Source organism: Sphaerisporangium sp. NPDC005288, assembly GCF_040607475.1.
GTDB lineage: Bacteria > Actinomycetota > Actinomycetes > Streptosporangiales > Streptosporangiaceae > Sphaerisporangium > Sphaerisporangium rhizosphaerae.
Genome location: NZ_JBEXGT010000033.1, coordinates 72,303 through 88,624 on the forward strand (window position 1 = coordinate 72,303; position 16,322 = coordinate 88,624).

18 protein-coding genes and 2 riboswitches are annotated in these 16,322 nt (G+C 73.1%); of the genes, 8 read left to right on the top strand and 10 right to left on the bottom strand.

Features of this window, described 5'->3' with window-relative positions; translation table 11 throughout:
- Positions 1-14: 14 nt before the first annotated feature.
- Entirely contained in the window at positions 15-728 is a 714-nt protein-coding gene (locus tag ABZU32_RS27820) for a sulfotransferase family protein (RefSeq protein WP_354926544.1), read from the bottom strand.
- Positions 729-849: 121 nt separating this feature from the next.
- Between ABZU32_RS27820 and ABZU32_RS27825 the strand changes: the two genes are divergently transcribed.
- Positions 850-2,376 (top strand): gamma-glutamyltransferase, encoded by a 1,527-nt coding sequence (locus tag ABZU32_RS27825; RefSeq protein ID WP_354926604.1) that lies wholly within the window; start codon positions 850-852, stop codon positions 2,374-2,376.
- Positions 2,377-2,789: 413 nt separating this feature from the next.
- On the opposite strand, the gene ABZU32_RS27830 is transcribed toward ABZU32_RS27825, so the two are convergent.
- The gene (locus tag ABZU32_RS27830) at positions 2,790-3,509 is read right to left on the bottom strand and encodes an SDR family oxidoreductase (RefSeq protein ID WP_354926546.1); all 720 of its coding nucleotides are present in this window, start codon (positions 3,507-3,509) and stop codon (positions 2,790-2,792) included.
- Between the two features lie 57 nt (positions 3,510-3,566).
- On the opposite strand from ABZU32_RS27830, the gene ABZU32_RS27835 reads away from it, so the two are divergent.
- Complete coding sequence (locus ABZU32_RS27835) at positions 3,567-4,181, top strand: TetR/AcrR family transcriptional regulator (protein WP_354926548.1); 615 nt, start codon at positions 3,567-3,569, stop codon at positions 4,179-4,181.
- A gap of 130 nt (positions 4,182-4,311) precedes the next feature.
- A riboswitch (guanidine-III (ykkC-III) riboswitch) is annotated at positions 4,312-4,378 on the top strand.
- A 17-nt stretch (positions 4,379-4,395) separates the two neighbouring features.
- Positions 4,396-4,710, top strand: coding sequence for an SMR family transporter (locus ABZU32_RS27840; protein ID WP_354851260.1), 315 nt, complete (start codon positions 4,396-4,398; stop codon positions 4,708-4,710).
- Positions 4,711-4,768: 58 nt separating this feature from the next.
- On the opposite strand, the gene ABZU32_RS27845 is transcribed toward ABZU32_RS27840, so the two are convergent.
- On the bottom strand, positions 4,769-5,320 hold the full coding sequence (locus tag ABZU32_RS27845) for a TetR/AcrR family transcriptional regulator (protein ID WP_354926550.1): 552 nt from the start codon (positions 5,318-5,320) through the stop codon (positions 4,769-4,771).
- Between the two features lie 119 nt (positions 5,321-5,439).
- On the opposite strand from ABZU32_RS27845, the gene ABZU32_RS27850 reads away from it, so the two are divergent.
- Positions 5,440-6,492: an aldo/keto reductase gene (locus tag ABZU32_RS27850; RefSeq protein ID WP_354926552.1), complete on the top strand. Its 1,053-nt coding sequence runs from the start codon at positions 5,440-5,442 to the stop codon at positions 6,490-6,492.
- Between the two features lie 143 nt (positions 6,493-6,635).
- Here ABZU32_RS27850 and ABZU32_RS27855 read toward each other — a convergent pair whose 3' ends face one another.
- On the bottom strand, positions 6,636-7,646 hold the full coding sequence (locus tag ABZU32_RS27855; RefSeq protein WP_354926554.1) for an aldo/keto reductase: 1,011 nt from the start codon (positions 7,644-7,646) through the stop codon (positions 6,636-6,638).
- A 96-nt stretch (positions 7,647-7,742) separates the two neighbouring features.
- On the opposite strand from ABZU32_RS27855, the gene ABZU32_RS27860 reads away from it, so the two are divergent.
- Together ABZU32_RS27860 and ABZU32_RS27865 are read left to right on the top strand one after the other, a co-directional pair.
- Positions 7,743-8,438, top strand: coding sequence for a TetR/AcrR family transcriptional regulator (locus ABZU32_RS27860; RefSeq protein ID WP_354926556.1), 696 nt, complete (start codon positions 7,743-7,745; stop codon positions 8,436-8,438).
- A gap of 130 nt (positions 8,439-8,568) precedes the next feature.
- Positions 8,569-9,837 (top strand): low temperature requirement protein A, encoded by a 1,269-nt coding sequence (locus ABZU32_RS27865; protein ID WP_354926558.1) that lies wholly within the window; start codon positions 8,569-8,571, stop codon positions 9,835-9,837.
- A 149-nt stretch (positions 9,838-9,986) separates the two neighbouring features.
- Here ABZU32_RS27865 and ABZU32_RS27870 read toward each other — a convergent pair whose 3' ends face one another.
- Complete coding sequence (locus tag ABZU32_RS27870) at positions 9,987-10,826, bottom strand: tetrahydrofolate dehydrogenase/cyclohydrolase catalytic domain-containing protein (protein WP_354926560.1); 840 nt, start codon at positions 10,824-10,826, stop codon at positions 9,987-9,989.
- A 199-nt stretch (positions 10,827-11,025) separates the two neighbouring features.
- A riboswitch (ZMP/ZTP riboswitch) is annotated at positions 11,026-11,109 on the bottom strand.
- A 73-nt stretch (positions 11,110-11,182) separates the two neighbouring features.
- Positions 11,183-11,395: a hypothetical protein gene (locus tag ABZU32_RS27875; RefSeq protein WP_354926562.1), complete on the bottom strand. Its 213-nt coding sequence runs from the start codon at positions 11,393-11,395 to the stop codon at positions 11,183-11,185.
- A gap of 274 nt (positions 11,396-11,669) precedes the next feature.
- Here ABZU32_RS27875 and ABZU32_RS27880 point away from each other — a divergent pair, with 274 nt between their 5' ends.
- Positions 11,670-12,122 carry a MerR family transcriptional regulator gene (locus tag ABZU32_RS27880; protein WP_354926564.1) on the top strand — a complete coding sequence of 151 codons (453 nt, stop codon included), beginning with the start codon at positions 11,670-11,672 and terminating at the stop codon, positions 12,120-12,122.
- 18 nt (positions 12,123-12,140) lie between these two features.
- On the top strand, positions 12,141-13,184 hold the full coding sequence (locus ABZU32_RS27885) for an aldehyde reductase (protein ID WP_354926566.1): 1,044 nt from the start codon (positions 12,141-12,143) through the stop codon (positions 13,182-13,184).
- A gap of 77 nt (positions 13,185-13,261) precedes the next feature.
- Here the strand turns inward: ABZU32_RS27885 and ABZU32_RS27890 are convergent, their stop codons facing one another.
- From ABZU32_RS27890 to ABZU32_RS27905, 4 genes are all read right to left on the bottom strand, one after another.
- Positions 13,262-14,251, bottom strand: coding sequence for an aldo/keto reductase (locus ABZU32_RS27890; RefSeq protein WP_354926568.1), 990 nt, complete (start codon positions 14,249-14,251; stop codon positions 13,262-13,264).
- 176 nt (positions 14,252-14,427) lie between these two features.
- The gene (locus ABZU32_RS27895) at positions 14,428-14,913 is read right to left on the bottom strand and encodes a hypothetical protein (protein ID WP_354926570.1); all 486 of its coding nucleotides are present in this window, start codon (positions 14,911-14,913) and stop codon (positions 14,428-14,430) included.
- Positions 14,914-15,062: 149 nt separating this feature from the next.
- Positions 15,063-15,521, bottom strand: coding sequence for a DUF4383 domain-containing protein (locus ABZU32_RS27900; RefSeq protein WP_354851293.1), 459 nt, complete (start codon positions 15,519-15,521; stop codon positions 15,063-15,065).
- Positions 15,522-15,640: 119 nt separating this feature from the next.
- On the bottom strand, positions 15,641-16,321 hold the full coding sequence (locus ABZU32_RS27905; RefSeq protein ID WP_354926572.1) for a hypothetical protein: 681 nt from the start codon (positions 16,319-16,321) through the stop codon (positions 15,641-15,643).
- Position 16,322 lies beyond the last annotated feature (1 nt).

The window sequence follows — 16,322 nt, forward strand, 5'->3', positions numbered from 1 at the left end:
GGACGGTGGGTCGGTCAGGGCGATGGGTCGGTCAGGACGGTGGCGCGGAAGTCCTCGCGGGCGTTCGAACGCGGGAACGGCCGATCGGGCACCGGGACGCCGAGGAACGCGCACAGCGGCTCCCAGCCCTGCTCCACGCGGAAGTCCAGCAGGCGTCCGGCGGGCACCGTGCGCCGGACGTCCTCGTTGTGCCGCTCGTAACACCCGATGACGTGGTCGCGGTCGTCGATGCGCCCCTCGAAGGAGCGGCCGATCAGGCCGGCCTCCCGGAAGTCGGCGAGCTGGTCGGCCGCCTCGAACGCGCGGAACCGCTCGGCCGTCTCGGGGAAGGCCCCGTTGATGGCCGCGAACACGGTGGTGCGCATCGACTCGTACCAGTCGCCGGCGTCCCTGGTGGTGAGAATCACCTTGGCCCGCGGGTACGCCTCGGCCAGCTCGCGCCAGAACGTCACGCCCGGCCAGTCGGCGGTGGCCGCGTACCCCTCCAGCGGCACGCGCCAGGCCCCGGGCCGGCCGTGCGCCGCCGCGGCCCAGTGACGCAGGTGCTCAGGGTGGGCGAACACCTCGGTGAAGTGGTAGCACGGCCCGAAGCCGAGCGCGCACAGCGCCGTTCTCAGCGTCATTGTGCCCGTCCGGCCGAAACCGGCGCCGATGACTCGCAACATGGAAACCCCCCGATCACGACAGCAGAGCCCGGAGCCTTCCGGCAAGCCGAGCGCGCCGGTCATAGCGTGTCTTGGAGGGATAGCGAATGATGTGACCGTTTCTTGGGGGGGCGGCGGGCTGGATCATGGATTCGAGGGGTCGTACAGTTCCGGCATGATGTCTACCCGCTTTGCGGTGTCTGGGATGGTATGCACCATCGATCACCTGGCGTCCGGGGCGGGGCTGGCCGCGCTCGACCGGGGCGGCTCGGCGGCGGACGCCGCGATCGCGGCCAACGCCGTGCTCGCCGTCACGGCCCCGCACGCCTGCGGGCTCGGCGGCGACCTGTTCGCCCTCGTCCACGACGGCGACGGCGCGCCCGAGGCGCTGAACGCCTCCGGCCGCGCCGGGTCGGGCGCCGACCCCGTGCGGCTGCGCGCCGAGGGGCATGACCGGATGCCGTTCCAGCACGACATCCGATCGGTCCCGGTGCCCGGCTGCGCCGACGGCTGGCTCGCCCTGCACGCCCGCTACGGGCGGCTGCCGTTCGCCGACCTGCTCGCTCCCGCCGCCCGGTACGCCGAGGAGGGCTTCCCCGCATCGCCGGCGCTCGCCCCGGCGGCGGGCGTGCTGCCGGGCGTCGGCGGCCCGCTGGAGCCGGGCGACCTGGTCCGGCGGCCCGGCGTCGCCCGGGCGCTGCGGGCGCTGGCCGACGGCGGGCGGGACGGCTTCTACCTCGGCGAGTTCGGCCGGGGTCTGCTCGCCCTCGGCCGCGACGGCGCGGTGGGCGGGTCGGCCGCGGGGGAGTACACCGAGGACGATCTGGCCCGGGTGAACGCCGGCTGGGTGGAGCCGCTGCGCGCCCGGGCCTACGGGCACGACGTGTGGACCGTCCCGCCGAACTCCCAGGGCTATCTGGTGCTGCTGGCGCTGGCCATCGCCGACGGGCTCGACCTGCCCGCCGACCCGGCCGACCCCCTGTGGGCCCACCTGCTCGCCGAGGCGGCCAGGGCCGCCGGGCACGACCGTCCCGACGTGCTGTTCGAGGGCGCGCCGATGGAGGAGGTGCTGGCCTCGGCGGACGCGCGGCGCGCGGGCATCGACTCCGGCCGCCGGGCGCGGCTGCGCGACCTGGTCGCGCCGGGCGACACCACCTATCTGTGCGCCGTGGACGCCGACGGCATGGGCGTCTCGCTCATCCAGTCGAACGCCGCGGGCTTCGGCAGCATGCTCTTCGAGCCGGCGACCGGGATCAACCTGCACAACCGGGGCCTCGGCTTCTCCCTGGTCCCCGGCCACCCGGCCGAGTACGGTCCCGGGCGCCGCCCGCCGCACACCCTCGCCCCCGTCCTGGTCACCCGGCCGGACGGCTCGTTGCGCACCGTCGCGGGGACGATGGGAGGCGACTCTCAGCCGCAGATCCTGCTGCAGGTGCTCACCCGCCTGCTGGCCGCCGGGCAGGCGCCCGGAGAGGCCGTCGCCGCCCCTCGGTGGCGGCTCGGGCCCGGCCTCACCGGCTTCGACGCCTGGAGCGCGCCGGACGAGGCGTCCCTGGACGTCGAGGAGGGCGGGCCCTGGTCGCGGGGGCTGCGCGAGCGCGGTCACGAGGTGCGGCCGCTGCCCTACGGCGGGTCCTTCGGGCACGCGCACCTGATCGACGTGCGCCCGGACGGTGTGCTCGCCGGCGCCGCCGACCCTCGCGCCCTCATCTCCAGCGTCGCCGCCCGCTGAAGGCATGCCGGTCACCGCCGTCCGCTGAGCGCGGCGCGATCGCCGCCGCCCGCTGACGGCATCGCAGTGCCCGGCGTCGGCTGACCGGCATCGGGGTCGCCCGCCGGGCCCCGGGACGGCGCGGAGGGCGGCCACGCCGCGCCGCCCCCGGCGGCGGAGGCTCGCGGAAGCGTCCGAGAATTTCTCGGCCGGCGGGGAATGACCGATGGCGGATCGCGGTTACATGAATCGTGACCGGTGTGTCCGGTGTCCCCGGGCCTCACCTATTGCCTTCGCGGATTACCGTTCGGCTGGAGCCGCGTTGAGCCTTTCGCCGAGAGGCGACCCGCACACCGGTTCGCATTCGTGAGAAGACCCCGCCGGGCGACCGGCGGGGTCTTCTTCGTCTCGCCGGTCCTCCCGAAGGCCCCGGGTCAGCCCAGCGACACCAGGCGGGCGCCGCCGTCGGCCTCGATCACGGTGCCGGTGATGTTGCGGTTGGTGGCCGCCAGCACGACGGCCTCGGCCACGTCGTCGGCCGTGGCGATCCGTCCGGTCGGCAGCGCCCGCGCGGACTGCGCGAAGTAGGCCTCCCGCGCGTCGTCGGGCAGGGCGCTCCACCAGGGGGTGTCGACCAGTCCGGGCGAGACCGCGTTGACCCGGATCGGCGCCAGCTCCACGGCCAGCGGCTTGACCAGGGCCTCGACGGCCCCGTTGACGGCGGCGAGGCCCGCGGTGCCCGGGATGGCGGCGCGGGCCGAGATCGCGCCGATCAGGGTGATCGACCCGGTGGGCGCCAGGCGGGGCAGGACGGCCTGCACCGTGGTGAGGTGCCCGAAGAGCTTGGCGTCGAAGGCCCGGCGCAGCGCCGGCAGGTCCAGCTCGGCGATCGGCCCGGCCCCCTCGCCGCCGCTGAGGCTCACGACCAGCCAGTCGATGGCGCCGACGGCCTCGGCCACGGCGCCGATCTCGCCCGCGTCGCCGCCGTCGGCGCGGTGGCGGACCAGCTCGGGATCGCTCGCCGCGACCGCGTCCAGCCTCGCCTTGTCGCGCCCGGCGACGTGCACCCGGGCGCCCATGGCGCGCAGCCGCCGGGCGGTGGCCAGGCCGATGCCCGACGTGCCGCCGACGACCAGCGCGGTGTGCTCGCTCATGATGACCCCTTATTTCGAACCGTTGCGTCTCGTTATCTACGCTAACATCGGTTCACGATGAACGACAATCCCGGTCCCGACCACGCCGCAGGCCGCGCCAGGCCGGGTCGCAAGCGCAGCGAGGACAGCCGGCGCGCGATCCTGGCGGCCGCGTTCCAGATCTTCACTGAGGCCGGGTACGCCGGCCTGACCGTCGAGGGCATCGCCGCGCGGGCCGGCTGCGGCAAGCAGACGATCTACCGCTGGTGGAAGACCAAGGCCGACGTGCTGTTCGACGCCCTCGCCCAGAAAAGCGAACTGCACATCCCGCTCACCGACACCGGCACCTACGAGGGCGACCTGCGGGCCTTTCTCGCCGCGACCTTCGCCCTGGGCGACACGCCGCAGGTCAGGGACATGCTGTGCGCTCTGATGGCCGAGGCGCAGATCGACCCGGAGTTCGGCGAGCGGTTCCGCACCGCGTTCCTCCAGCGCCGCCGCGACGCGCTCGGCGTCGTGCTCGGCCGCGCCCGCGCCCGCGGCGAGCCCGGCCCGGTGCCGGGGCTGTCGACGAGCACGATCATGGACATCGTCTTCGGGACGCTCTGGTACCGCGTTTTGGCCACCCGCGAGCCGCTCGACCAGGCGCTCGTCGAGGAACTGCTCGCCGTACTCGCGCCTTCACGCGACTGAGAGACGCACGTCGAGGCGTGCGGCGCGGAGGATGCCGGCCTCGGATCGATGCGGGTCGGGACTCGTCCGGTGGTGGTGACCGGTGTCCGCGCCGCGTTTGGCCTGGCCGGTGGTGCTGGGTAGCGTGGAGGCCGACGCCGCACCAGCGGCGTCCCGGACGAGGGCGTGTCGTACCCGGACTGCGAAGACGACCGTGTCGAAGGGCTCGGTCATCATGTCGTGGTTGGTGCTGGTCGTCTCAGGTGTGCTGGAAGCGGTGTGGGCCGTGGCGCTCGGCAGGTCCGCCGGCTTCACCCGTCCGCTCCCCTCGTCGGTCTTCGCCGTCGCCCTGGTGCTCAGCATGATCGGCTTGGGCTACGCGCTGCGCACCGTTCCGGTCGGCACCGGCTACGCGATCTGGGTGGGCATCGGCGCCGCGGGTACGGCGATCTTCGGGATGCTCTTCCTCGGTGAGCCGGCGAACGGGATGCGGGTGCTGTCCTTGCTGCTCGTGCTCGCCGGGGTCGTCGGTCTCAAGCTCTTCCACTGACGAGCCGGGGTGTGCGCCCGATGATCTCCACCGGCGCCGCGAACGGCGCCGGGACCGCTCAGGGCCGGAAGCCGTCGATCGCCAGTTCGAGGAGGCGGCCGGCCCGGGCGGCCCCATCCGGGGTGTCGGGGGTGCGCCACAGGCAGCTCAGGAGCAGGAGAACGTCGTCGGGATCGAGGCCCGGGCGGACCTCGCCGGCGCGTTCGCACGCGACGAGCAGGCGCCCGATGGCGGCGGCGACGGGGGCGTGCGTCTCGCCGATGGCCTTCTGCGCGGCGTCGCTGTGCAGCGCGTCGCCGAGGCCGTGCTTGACGCGGACGTAGGTGGTCAGGGTGGTGAACCAGTGCCGCAACGCGTCCAGCGGCGCGCGGGTCGCCAGGATCTCCGGCACGGACCGGATGAGGCGGTCCACGTCGTGCTGGTAGACCGCGAGGATCAGCGCCTCACGGGTCGGGAAGTGCCGGTAGAGCGTGCCCGGGCCGATGCCCGCCCGCTTGGCGATCGAGTTGAGCGAGGCGTCGGGGGACTCGGTGAGCGCGTCGTGGGCGACCTTGAGGATCACCTCCCGGTTCTTCAACGCGTCGGAGCGCTGTGGCGCGGCGTCGGGCATGGGTTCTCCTGGCGTGCGGGGGCCGGCGGATTGCAATACGGAGAGTTCTCCGTTAACGTCGCCGGAGTCAGGCGGAGAGTTCTCCGTTTGTTCTCGTTCCCTATTGTAGGAGCTCCCCCGTGCGTTACATCAAGCTCGGCCGCACCGGCCTGGACGTCTCCCCGGTCGCCATCGGCGCCATGACCTACGGCCAGCCCGACCGCGGTCACCCCGTCTGGTCGCTCGACGAGGAGGCCGCCCGCCCTCTGATCCGGCACGCGCTGGAGGCGGGCGTCAACTTCTTCGACACCGCCAACATGTACTCCTACGGCTCGAGCGAGGAGATCCTCGGCCGCGCCCTGAAGGACTACGCCGACCGCGACGACGTCGTCATCACCACCAAGGTCCGCCACGTCATGCGCCCCGGCCGCCCCAACGGCGGCGGCCTGTCCCGCAAGGCGATCATGACCGAGATCGAGAACAGCCTGCGCCGCCTGGGCACCGATCACGTCGACGTCTACATGATCCACCGCCTCGACGGCGAAACACCCCTGGAAGAGACCCTGGAGGCCCTGCACGACGTCGTGAAGTCCGGCAAGGCCCGCTACCTCGGCGCCTCCTCCATGCACGCCTGGCAGTTCGCCAAGGCCCTCCACCTCCAGGAGCGCCACGGCTGGGCCCGGTTCGTCACCATGCAGAACCACTACAACCTCCTCGCCCGGGAGGAGGAACGGGAAATGCTCCCGCTGTGCGCCGACGAGGGGGTCGCCACCATGGTGTGGAGCCCTCTGGCCCGCGGCCGGCTCGCGCGCCCCGCCGACCAGGCGCACACCACCGACCGCGCCGCCACCGACGGCTCCTACGCCGACATGCTCTACACCAAGGCCAACGCCGACAGCGACCGGCGGATCCTCGACGAGGTCGGCGTCATCGCCGATGCCCGCGGCGTCACCCGTGCCCAGGTCGCCCTCGCCTGGCTGCGCCGCAACCCCGTCGTCGCGGCCCCCGTCGTCGGCGCCCGTACCATCGGGCAGATCGACGACGCCGTCGCCTCCCTCGACCTGGACCTCACCGACGAGGAGGCCCGCCGTCTGGAATCCCCCTACACCCCCCGCTCCGACCTCCAGGGCGTCTCCGACGCGCGCGAACTCGAACGCATCAAGGCCCGCACCCCCGGCTTCGCCAACCTCTGAAGTACGCCGAGGCCCGTGAAACGGGGCGCTTCTGACGGTTCGAAGGTGGCGGAGCCGGAGCGTGGCGGGACGCGGCCGATGGTGTTGCCGCGGCGTGGCGGCTCTCAGGCGGAAGCCCGGGCCGGTCGTCTCCGAGAGGACGATCAGGACCCGTTGCCCGGGGCCTCGCTGTCGAGGTGGCTCATCTGGGCCGTGGCGTACCGGTCGCCGGCGGCGGCTCCGGCGGGGACGGCCCGCTCGATGTCCGCGAGATCCTGCGGGGTCAGCGCCAGGTCGGAGGCGGCCAGCGACTCCGCCAGCCGGTCGCGGCGGCGGGCGCCGACGAGCGGGATGATGTCCTCGCCCTGGGCGGCGACCCAGGCCAGGGCGAGCTGCGCGACGCTGGCCCCCTTGGCCTCGGCGACGCGGCGCAGCGCCTCCACCAGGTCGAGGTTGCGCTGGAGGTTCTCCTGCTGGAAGCGCGGGCTCATGCCGCGGAAGTCGCCCGCGCCGAGCGCCCGGCCGGGGCTCCAGTGCCCGCTCAGCAGCCCCCTGGACAGCACGCCGTAGGCGGTGACGCCGATGCCGAGCTCGCGCGCGGCCGGCAGGATGTCCCGTTCGATGCCCCGCGACAGCAGGGAGTACTCGATCTGCAGGTCGGAGATCGGGTGTACGGCATGGGCGCGCCGCAGGGTCTCGGCGCCCACCTCCGACAGGCCGATGTGCCGCACATGACCCGCCTTCACCATCTCGGCGATGGCTCCGACCGTCTCCTCGACGGGGACGCTCGGGTCGAGCCGGGCGGGACGGTAGACGTCGACGTGGTCGGTGCCGAGGCGGCGCAGGGTGTAGGCCAGGAAGTTCTTCACGGCCTGCGGGCGGCCGTCGTTGCCGCCCCAGCCGCCGTCGGGGTCGCGCAGGGCGCCGAACTTGACGCTGATGACGACCTGCTCGCGGGCCCGCCCCTTGAGCGCGTCGCGGAGCAGCATCTCGTTGTGCCCCATGCCGTAGAAGTCGCCGGTGTCCATCAGGGTGATGCCGGCGTCGAGCGCGGCGTGGATGGTGGCGATCGACTCGGCCTCGTCGGCCGGCCCGTACAGGTCGGACATGCCCATCAGTCCGAGGCCCAGCTCGGAGACGGCCGGTCCGGTGGTGCCGAGAGTGCGCGTACGCATTGCGGTGTCCAATCGTCCGCTTCTTTCCGTTGCTAACGGAGTAAAGGTATCACTGCTAACTTAGCGGCGCTACCGGTGGTCTGTTAACTTTGTTTTATGTCCGTCGAGACGCCGAGCACCCGAGAGCGCATCCTGCGCGCCGCCGCCGACCTGCTGACCCAAGGGGGCAGGGAGGCGGTCTCCACCCGCGCGGTCGGCGCCGCCGCCGGCGTCCAGGCGCCCACGCTGTACCGCCTGTTCGGCGACAAGGACGGGCTGCTGGCGGCCGTCGCCTCCTACGGCTTCGAGGAGTACCTTTCGGCCAAGCGGGCCCAGGGACGCTCCGGCGACCCCGTCGCCGACCTGCGCCGTGGCTGGGACCTGCATGTGGACTTCGGGCTCTCCCGGCCCGCCTTCTACGTGCTGATGTACGGCGACGCGCGGCCGGGGGCCGGCTCCCCGGCCGCGCGCGAGTCCGAGAGGATCCTCGCCGGGCTGATCGGGCGCATCGCCGCCGCCGGGCGGCTGCGGCTCCCGGTGGACCGGGCGGCGCGGATGGTCCACGCGGCCAGCGTCGGCGTCACGCTCGCCCTGATCGCCACCGACCCCGGCGCGCGCGACCCCGAGCTGTCCATCCTCACCAGGGAGGCCGTCCTGGGCGCGATCACCACCGACCCGCCGGGCGACGGCGGCGGGGCCGGAGTCGCCGGCCGGGCCGTGGCGCTGCAGGCGGCCCTCGCCCCGGACGACCCCCGGCTCACTCCCGGCGAGCGGACCCTGCTCGCCGAATGGCTCGACCGCCTGTCACGCTGACCCGGCCCGCCGTCACCGCGCGCTGGTCAGCCGATGAGAGCCGATGAGAGCCGATGAGAGAAGTGAGATGACCGAGGACACGAGTATCAAGGCGCGACTGAAGGGGGATCTCCGTCATCGGTTGCGTCCGATGTCCGGTCGAGATCCACGGGAGCGCGGGCGTGCCTCGACTCCGTTGGAACTGTTGTACGACCTGACGTACGTCATCGCGTTCGCCGCGGCGGCCGAGCAGGTCGCCCACCACGTGGCCGACGGCCACATCGGTCCGTCGATCGGCGCCTACCTGTTCGCGATCTTCTCGGTGAGCTGGGCCTGGATGAACTTCACGTGGTTCGCCTCCGCGTACGGCAACGACGACGCGCTGTTCAGGGTCGCGACCATCGTGCAGATGGTCGGGGTCGTCATCCTGATCTTCGGGTTGCCGCCGAGCTTCTCGGCAGCCGTGGAGGGGCACAGCCCGAACAACGCGCTGATGGTGATCGGTTACATCGTGATGCGGGTGCCGCTCATCGCGATGTGGCTCAGGGCCGCGAGGCAGGACCCGGATCATCGTCGGGTGGCGATCGGCTACGCGGTGATGATCGTGATCGCGCAGACGGGGTGGGTGCTGACGGCGGTCGTCGCCCTGCCCCTGAGCGTGACGATCGCGGCGCTCATCGTGCTCGCGATCGCCGAGATGGCGGCCCCCGTCGTCGTCGAGGGCAAGCTGGGCAGGGCGCCCTGGAACGCCGGCCACATCGCCGAGCGGTTCAGCCTGCTGACCATCATCACCGTCGGTGAGGTCGTGGCCGCCACCACCGCGGCGGTCGAAGCCCTGGTCGACGAGAGGGGGTGGTCCCTCGCCGCCGTGGTGATCGCGTCGTCCGGGCTCGTCATGGCGGCGACGCTGTGGTGGGCCTACTTCCTCATCCCCTCCAGAACGATCCTGGAGAAGTGGCCGGAGCGTACCTTCGCCTGGCGGTACGCCCATCTGCCGATCTTCGGTGGCATCGCGGCGATCGGGGCGGGGCTCCGCGTGGCGGCCGGAGCGGTGCGAGAAGAGAACCTGTCGGTGTCGCAGATCGCCCTCGCGCTCGCCGTTCCGGTGGGAGCGGTGATTTTGATGGTCTTCGTGATGTGGAGCGTCTTGATGCGCTCCTTGGACCTGTCCCACGTTCCGCTGCTGCTGACCGCCTTGGCTCCCGTGGTGGCGGCGGTCGCCGTCGGTCTGAGAGCGGGTTCGGGTGGAACCATCGACGTGACGCGGGCGCCGGACCTGACGGCCCTGGTCTCGGTGGTCGCGCTCGTCGCACTCGGTCTGGTCGTCGAGGTGGTCGGTCACGAGATGGTCGGCTACAGGCACACCGTGCGCGTCGTGGAACAAGCGAGCGCGACAGGGGACGCCCAGAGGGTCGGTTGACCCGCGGAGCCGGTGGTGGCTTTTGCCGAAGGCGCACCGCCCGCTCGTGCCGGCTCCGCGGAGCTTCCCCGCCGCCCTCTCCGATCTCGGCGTGAGGCGGCGACCCGGCCCTCCGCTGCCGCGGAGGGCCGTCCGAAGTGACCCGTCCGCTAACGCGCCGATCCGTCCGACGCGCGTTCCGCCGCGGTGACGGCGTTGCGGAAGAGCATCGCGACGGTGGTGGGGCCCACGCCGCCCACCCGGGGCGTGATCGCGCCCGCGACGCGCTCGCAGGACTCGTCCACGTCGGGCAGCAGCCGGCGCCCGGCGTACCGGACGCCGCCGCCGATCACCACCGAACCTGGCCTGACGTGCTCGGGGGTGATGATGCCCGGCACGCCCGCCGCCGCGATCAGGATGTCGGCGCGCAGGGTGTAGCGCGGCCAGTCGGGCACCCCGGTGTGCACGACGGTGACGGCGGCGTTCGCGGTCGGGCGCTTCTGGGCGAGCAGCATGGCGAGGGGCCGGCCGAGGGTGGCGCCGCGGCCGAGGATGACGACCTCCTTGCCGGCGACCGGGACGCCGTAGTGGGCCAGCAGCGCCTCGATGCCGGCGGGAGTGCAGGGAAGCGGCCCCGGAATGCCGAGCGCCAGGCGCCCCATGTTGAGCGGGTGCATGCCGTCGACGTCCTTGTCGGGGTCCATCGACTGCAGGGCGCGGTCGTAGTCGAGGTGCCCCGGCACGGGGTGCTGCACCAGGAGCCCGTGGACGGCCGGGTCGGCGCTGAAGGCGGCGATGGCGGCGTGCAGGTCGGCCTGGGTCGCGGTCGCCGGCAGGTGCTCGTGCGGCGAGGTGAAGCCGAGCTCGGCGGCCTGCCGCTGCTTGATGCGGATGTACCCGGCACTGGCGTCGTCGTCGCCGACCAGGATCGTGGCCAGCGCCGGGGTCACGCCCCGGTCTCTCAGCGCGGACACCCGCCCGGCGACGTCGGCGAGGATCGCCTCCGCCACCGGTCCGCCCGCCAGGATGCGCGCTGACCCCTCCGGCGACGCGGAAACTGCGGCGGAGCCGGCGGGCACGGAGGACGCCGACGCGGAAGAAGCGGAAGCAGCGGACGCGGAAGAAGAGGGAACGGATGAACCGGAGGGCGGGGGGCGGTGGCCAGGGGTGGCGTGGTCATGGGCGGACGGGGACATGGTCGCTCCTCGCCGTGGGCGCCCAGGCGGTCGACTCCCACGAGCAGGCTCCCCGATGGTCGTTGCCATCCCCTTGCCGCCAGTCGCGCGGCTTACAGCATGCCCGATCCGCGCGCCGCCATGCCAGCCGTCCCCGCCGGGCCGCCGCGAAACGCGGGCTCACCCGCCGCTCAGGAACGGCCGGGGCGGACGGAGTCGTCGCCGCGCGTGCTCTTCCACCACTCGCCCTGCACCAGGGCGTACGACACCGAGACCATGGTGAGCAGGATGCCGCAGAGGAACAGCCACCAGAGCTGGGCGATCCCCGCGTAGAGACTGAGGGCCAGGAAGGCTATGAACGCGCACACGGCGACGATCAGCCTGATGTTCAGTCGTCGGTCCATGTCCGCCCCCTACCCCCTGACCGCGGCTCAACCAGGGTCCGCCGCCCACCGGCGCCCACCGGCCACGGCCGGTCATCCACGACAGGATGCGCGAGACCTCCGGGGCCGACGACGCGCACAGGCGGGTTTGGCCCTGGAGGAGCCCCGGGTAGGGGCCCACGCGTAATCGTCGTCACGCCGGCACAGGGCGCGGGTGAGCCGCGCGCCGTTCCCGCCCCCACCCGCGCCGGCGTTCGCTTGACTTCAAGCGCTTGAGGTATCCGAGGCTTCTTCCATGGCAGTCACCGCGCGCTCCGGGAACCGTTCGTGGTTCACGATCCAGGACGTCTCCCGACGCAGCGGGCTGAGCGAGCCCACGCTGCGGTACTACGAGAAGATCGGCCTGATCGGCCCGGTTCCCCGTGACCCGAGCAGCGGCCACCGGCGCTACGACGCCGGCAGCCTCGAGACGATCGAGGCCCTGTCCTGCCTGCGCTCGACGGGCGTCGGCGTCGAGGACATGCGCGCCTACCTCTCCCATCTCGCCCGCGAGGACGAGGCGGCCACCGAGATGCGTGATCTGTTCCTGCGGCACGCCGAGCGCGTCGCGGACGAGATCGAGCGCATGCGGGTGCGCCTGCGGTACCTGCGGCACAAAGCCGAGTTGTGGGACGCGCGGAGCCGTGGTGACGCCGAAGCGGAGTCCCGGGCGATCGCCGAGATCGTGCGGGCCATCGGAGAATTCTGAGCACCGAGGAGCACCACAATGAACACCGCCCCCTCCGGCGGCGCCGTCCTGGTCACCGGCGGTTCCGGGTACCTCGGCGCGCACGTCGTCGTCCGTCTGCTCCAAGACGGCCACCACGTGCGGGCCACCGTCCGCGGCCCCGGCCGGGCCGCCGAGGTCCTGGAAGCCGTGCGGAACGCCGGCGCCGACCCCGGCGGCCGTCTGGAGGTCGTCGCCGCGGACCTGGCCTGCGACGACGGCTGGGCCGAGGCGGTCGCCGGCCGCGACCACGTCGTCCACGTCGCCTCGCCGTTCCCCCTGGAGGCCCCGCGGCACGAGGACGAGCTGATCGTCCCGGCCCGTGACGGCGCCCTGCGCGTGCTGCGCGCCGCGCGTGACGCCGGCGTGAAGCGGGTCGTGATGACCTCCTCCTTCGCCGCGGTCGGGTACAGCCCCAAGCCCGGCGCCGACTACACCGAGGACGACTGGACCGATCCGGCCGCCGGCATCCCGGCCTACCACCGGTCCAAGACGCTCGCGGAGCGGGCCGCCTGGGACTTCGCGCGCACCGAGGGCGGCGGCCTGGAGCTGACCGTGATCAACCCGACCGGCATCTTCGGCCCCACGCTCAGCCCGCGCCTGTCCACCTCCACCAAGCTCGTCAAGGCCATGCTGGACGGGCACATGCGAGCCGTCCCGCGCCTGTACTTCGGCGTGGTCGACGTCCGTGACGCGGCCGACGCCCACGTCCTGGCCATGACCGGTTCCGCCGCCGCCGGGCAGCGCTTCCTCGCCGTCGGTGACGGCCCGGCGGTCACCTTCCCGCAGGTCGCGCGGATCATCGCCCGCCGGTTCCCCTCGCTCGCCGCGCGGATGGCCGTCACGGAGATCCCCGACGACCGGGTGCGGGAGGGGGCGCGGATCGATCCGGCGCTGGAGGAGGCGGCCGGCCGGCTCGGCCACGTGCCCGTCATGCACAACGACAAGGCCCGCGATCTGCTCGGCTGGCGGCCGCGGGACCTGGAGACCACCCTCGTCGACACCGTCGAGAGCCTGAGGCGGCACGGTCTGCTGGAAGGGTGACCGGACGCGGTCACCCCGCCGGGCGCCGGGACGCGGGCCCCTCGGACCGGCCCGCGTGGTCGGTGGCCGGCGCGTGGTCAGTGGCCGGCGGTGTCGAGCCTGGAGCGCTGTTCCGGGGTCAGTTCGAGGTCCGCGGCGGCGAGGGTCTCGTCGAGCTGGGCCACCGAGGAGGCGCCCACCAGCGGGATCATCGGGATCTCGCCGCCGATCAGCCAGGCGAGCACGACCTGGTTCGGGGTGGCGCCGGTCTGCTTCGCCACCTCGCGCAGGGCGGTCAGGCGGGCCGGCGTGCCCGCGTGGTCGTGGCCGGCGCCGAGGGGCCGGTCGTCACGGACGTAGGCGCCCTTCAGCAGAGGGGAGTAGGCGACCATGGCCAGATCCGGCTCGGCCCGCAGATAACTGAGCAGGTCGGGACCGGTCACGCCTTGGTTTCCGTCCGGGGAGCGCAGGCTGGGCAGGTCGGTGCGGTGCCGCAGGTAGCTGTGGTGGTACTGCAGCACCTCGTAGCCGGGCAGGCCGGACGCCGCAGCAAGGGCCCGGGCGCGCTCCACCCGCCAGGCCCAGTGGTTGCTCACCCCGAGCAGGCCGACGGCGCCCTCGGCGACCAGTTCGGCGAACCCCTCGACGGTCTCCCGCAGGGAGACCCGCGGGTCCTCGATGTGCGCGTACAGCAGGTCCAGGCGGTCCACCCCGAGCCGTTCCCCGCTGCGCTCCGCGGACTCCCTGATCACCTTGGCGGACAGCCCTTCGACGTCCGGGCCGAAGGTGGTGCCGGGGGCCAGGGGCCGCGCGCCGAGCTTGGTGGCGATGACGATCTCGTCTCCCACGCCCCGGTCGCGGCGCCAGCGGCCGAGCAGTTCCTCGCTCTCGCCGCCCTGGGTGCCGTTCACCCAGAACGCGTAGTTGTCGGAGGTGTCGATGAAGGTGCCGCCGGCCTCCAGATACCGGTCGAGGATGGCGAAGGACGTCGCCTCGTCGGTGACCGTGCCGAACAGCATCGCGCCGAGGCTGATCACGCTGACCTCGCGGCGCGTGCGCGGGTCGGTGCCGATCGCGCGGTACTTCACGGGCTCTCCTCTCGGCGGGCCGGCCGTGCGCCGGCGCGTCGTGCAGGAGTCTGGACGCTGGAGCGCGCTCCAGGTCAACCCCCGTGCTCCGCCGGCGTGGCGGAGTGGCCGGGAACGGGACGCGAGCACGTTCCATCCCTGGCCACTCCGGTGACGCGACGGCCTGTCCGCGGCGGCTAGTACCGGTCCCTGTCCCTGTCCCGGTCCCTGCTGCTGCTCCGGTCCCGGTCGCGGTCGCGCTCTCTGGTTCTCTTCTCGCTGCCGCGGTCCCTGTCGCGGTCCCGGCTGCCGCGGTCGCGCTCCCGCTCCCGCTCTCTGCTTCTCTTCTCGCTGCCGCGGTCCCTGTCGCGGTCCCGGTCGCGCTCTCGCATCCTTCTCTCGCTGCCTCGGTCGCGATCTCTGTCGCGGTCCCTGCTGCTCCTGTCGCGGTCGCGCTCGCGCTCTCTGGTCCTCTTCTCGCTGCCGCGGTCGCGGTCGCGGTCCCTGCGGCTGCTTCTGCCCCGGTCCCCGTTGTCGGTGCGCAGGTCGTTCAGGGAGCTGACCGACTGCGCCGTCCGGTTCGTGGTCGGGGCCCCGGCCGCGCTCGCCGCCGTCTGGAGCGTCGCGGTCAGGCAACAGGTGCCCAGTGCGCCGACGAACGCCTTCCGGATGGTTCTGTTCATGTCGCCGTCCCCTTTCGTGGCCGCTGCTTCGACCCCTCCGCGGATGAGTCGACGTGGCTTCACCATGAGGCACGGGACGTCATGGCGGCGTGACGCCGGCGTGACGGCGCCACCTCGCGGAGCCTTCCCGCGAGGTGGCGCCGAGCCGGTCAGACGGAGAAGGGGCCTCTGCGGGGGCCGCCGCCGCGCGACAGCGCCACACCCAGGCCGATCATGACGATGCCGAGCAGGAAGTGCAGCCAGTTGTCCGCGGTGTTGAACGGCACGAAGTTGGCCGTGCTCCCGTGGCCGACCAGCAGTCCGTAGATCCACAGCAGCAGGTAGATGACGCCGCCCCAGACCAGGAAGTTGCGCGCTCCGGTCCAACCGCGGGCCAGCGCCAGCCCCACGACGCCGTAGACCAGGTGCACGATGTTGTGCAGGACGGATGTCTGGAACAGCCCCAGCAGGTAGGCCCCCGAGTTGTGCCCGGCGAACCTCATGGCGCCGTAGTCGGTGGTGATGCCGGGAATGAAACCGAGGATGCCGACCGCGAGGAAGATGATCCCCATGACGAGCGCGGCGGTCTGCAGCGGTGTCCGGGTCATCTGACGCGTGTGCGCGCTCATGACGCCTCCTGCGTAGATCTTGCTGATGTGATGGGTCGTGGCCGGGTGGAAGCCGCCGCCGGACCGCTGATCGCGCCGGCCGCCGGACGGGCGGGCCGGCGCGATCGCCGGAAGCGGCGTCAGTGGTGGGTGCGGACGGTGTGCATCCGGACCGTGGCGGGCAGGCGGTCGGTCTCCAGCGAGCGCCGCAGCCGGGCCACGGCGTTCTGGATGCCCTGGCGGGCCGCGGCCGGGTCGGACTCGTCGGGCAGGACGACGGCCAGCGCCAGGCTGGGCGCGCTGGGCGCGCCCCCGAGGCGGGCCCGCACCCGTTCGGCGGGCGCGCGGCGCCCGCGTCCGGCGCCGTGCCCGCGTCCGGTGCCCTGCGTGCCCGCCGGGCCGTGCCCGGGCTCGGTACCGGTCGCGGCCGGTCGCTCCGAGATGGCCGGGACCTCGCGCATGGCCAGGACGAGGTCGTCCTCGACCGCCTCGGCGGCGGCCCTGGCCGACAGGTGGGTGGCGCCGTGCCCGGGGTCCTCCTCCAGATCCAGGTGGCGGATGGCGTTCCTGCGCGCCTGCATGAGCAGCCAGCGCAGGGCCAGCAGCTCCACCACCAGCCCGGCGACGGCCACCGCGGGCCAGAACCAGCCGGTGCGGGAAGCGAACGCGGCGACCTGGCCGGAGATCACCGGCTGGCCGCGCGCGCCGAGCAGCCCGAGACCCTTGGCCAGCGCCGCGGCGCCCGCCAGAAGCAGGATCAGTCCGACGATCGCCAGCCCGGTGCGGTTGACGCCGGCGTGGCGGCTGTGAAGGTGGCTCACC

Coding starts and splice junctions, on each gene's coding strand:
- ABZU32_RS27845 (WP_354926550.1), bottom strand. CDS start 5,320: ATGCCCGACGCCGCGCCACAGCGCTCCGACGCGTTGAAGAACCGGGAG.
- ABZU32_RS27875 (WP_354926562.1), bottom strand. CDS start 11,395: ATGGACCGACGACTGAACATCAGGCTGATCGTCGCCGTGTGCGCGTTC.
- ABZU32_RS27885 (WP_354926566.1), top strand. CDS start 12,141: ATGAACACCGCCCCCTCCGGCGGCGCCGTCCTGGTCACCGGCGGTTCC.
- ABZU32_RS27855 (WP_354926554.1), bottom strand. CDS start 7,646: ATGCGTACGCGCACTCTCGGCACCACCGGACCGGCCGTCTCCGAGCTG.
- ABZU32_RS27840 (WP_354851260.1), top strand. CDS start 4,396: ATGTCGTGGTTGGTGCTGGTCGTCTCAGGTGTGCTGGAAGCGGTGTGG.
- ABZU32_RS27820 (WP_354926544.1), bottom strand. CDS start 728: ATGACCGGCGCGCTCGGCTTGCCGGAAGGCTCCGGGCTCTGCTGTCGT.
- ABZU32_RS27900 (WP_354851293.1), bottom strand. CDS start 15,521: ATGAGCGCGCACACGCGTCAGATGACCCGGACACCGCTGCAGACCGCC.
- ABZU32_RS27895 (WP_354926570.1), bottom strand. CDS start 14,913: ATGAACAGAACCATCCGGAAGGCGTTCGTCGGCGCACTGGGCACCTGT.
- ABZU32_RS27880 (WP_354926564.1), top strand. CDS start 11,670: ATGGCAGTCACCGCGCGCTCCGGGAACCGTTCGTGGTTCACGATCCAG.
- ABZU32_RS27825 (WP_354926604.1), top strand. CDS start 850: ATGGTATGCACCATCGATCACCTGGCGTCCGGGGCGGGGCTGGCCGCG.
- ABZU32_RS27860 (WP_354926556.1), top strand. CDS start 7,743: ATGTCCGTCGAGACGCCGAGCACCCGAGAGCGCATCCTGCGCGCCGCC.
- ABZU32_RS27835 (WP_354926548.1), top strand. CDS start 3,567: ATGAACGACAATCCCGGTCCCGACCACGCCGCAGGCCGCGCCAGGCCG.
- ABZU32_RS27830 (WP_354926546.1), bottom strand. CDS start 3,509: ATGAGCGAGCACACCGCGCTGGTCGTCGGCGGCACGTCGGGCATCGGC.
- ABZU32_RS27865 (WP_354926558.1), top strand. CDS start 8,569: ATGTCCGGTCGAGATCCACGGGAGCGCGGGCGTGCCTCGACTCCGTTG.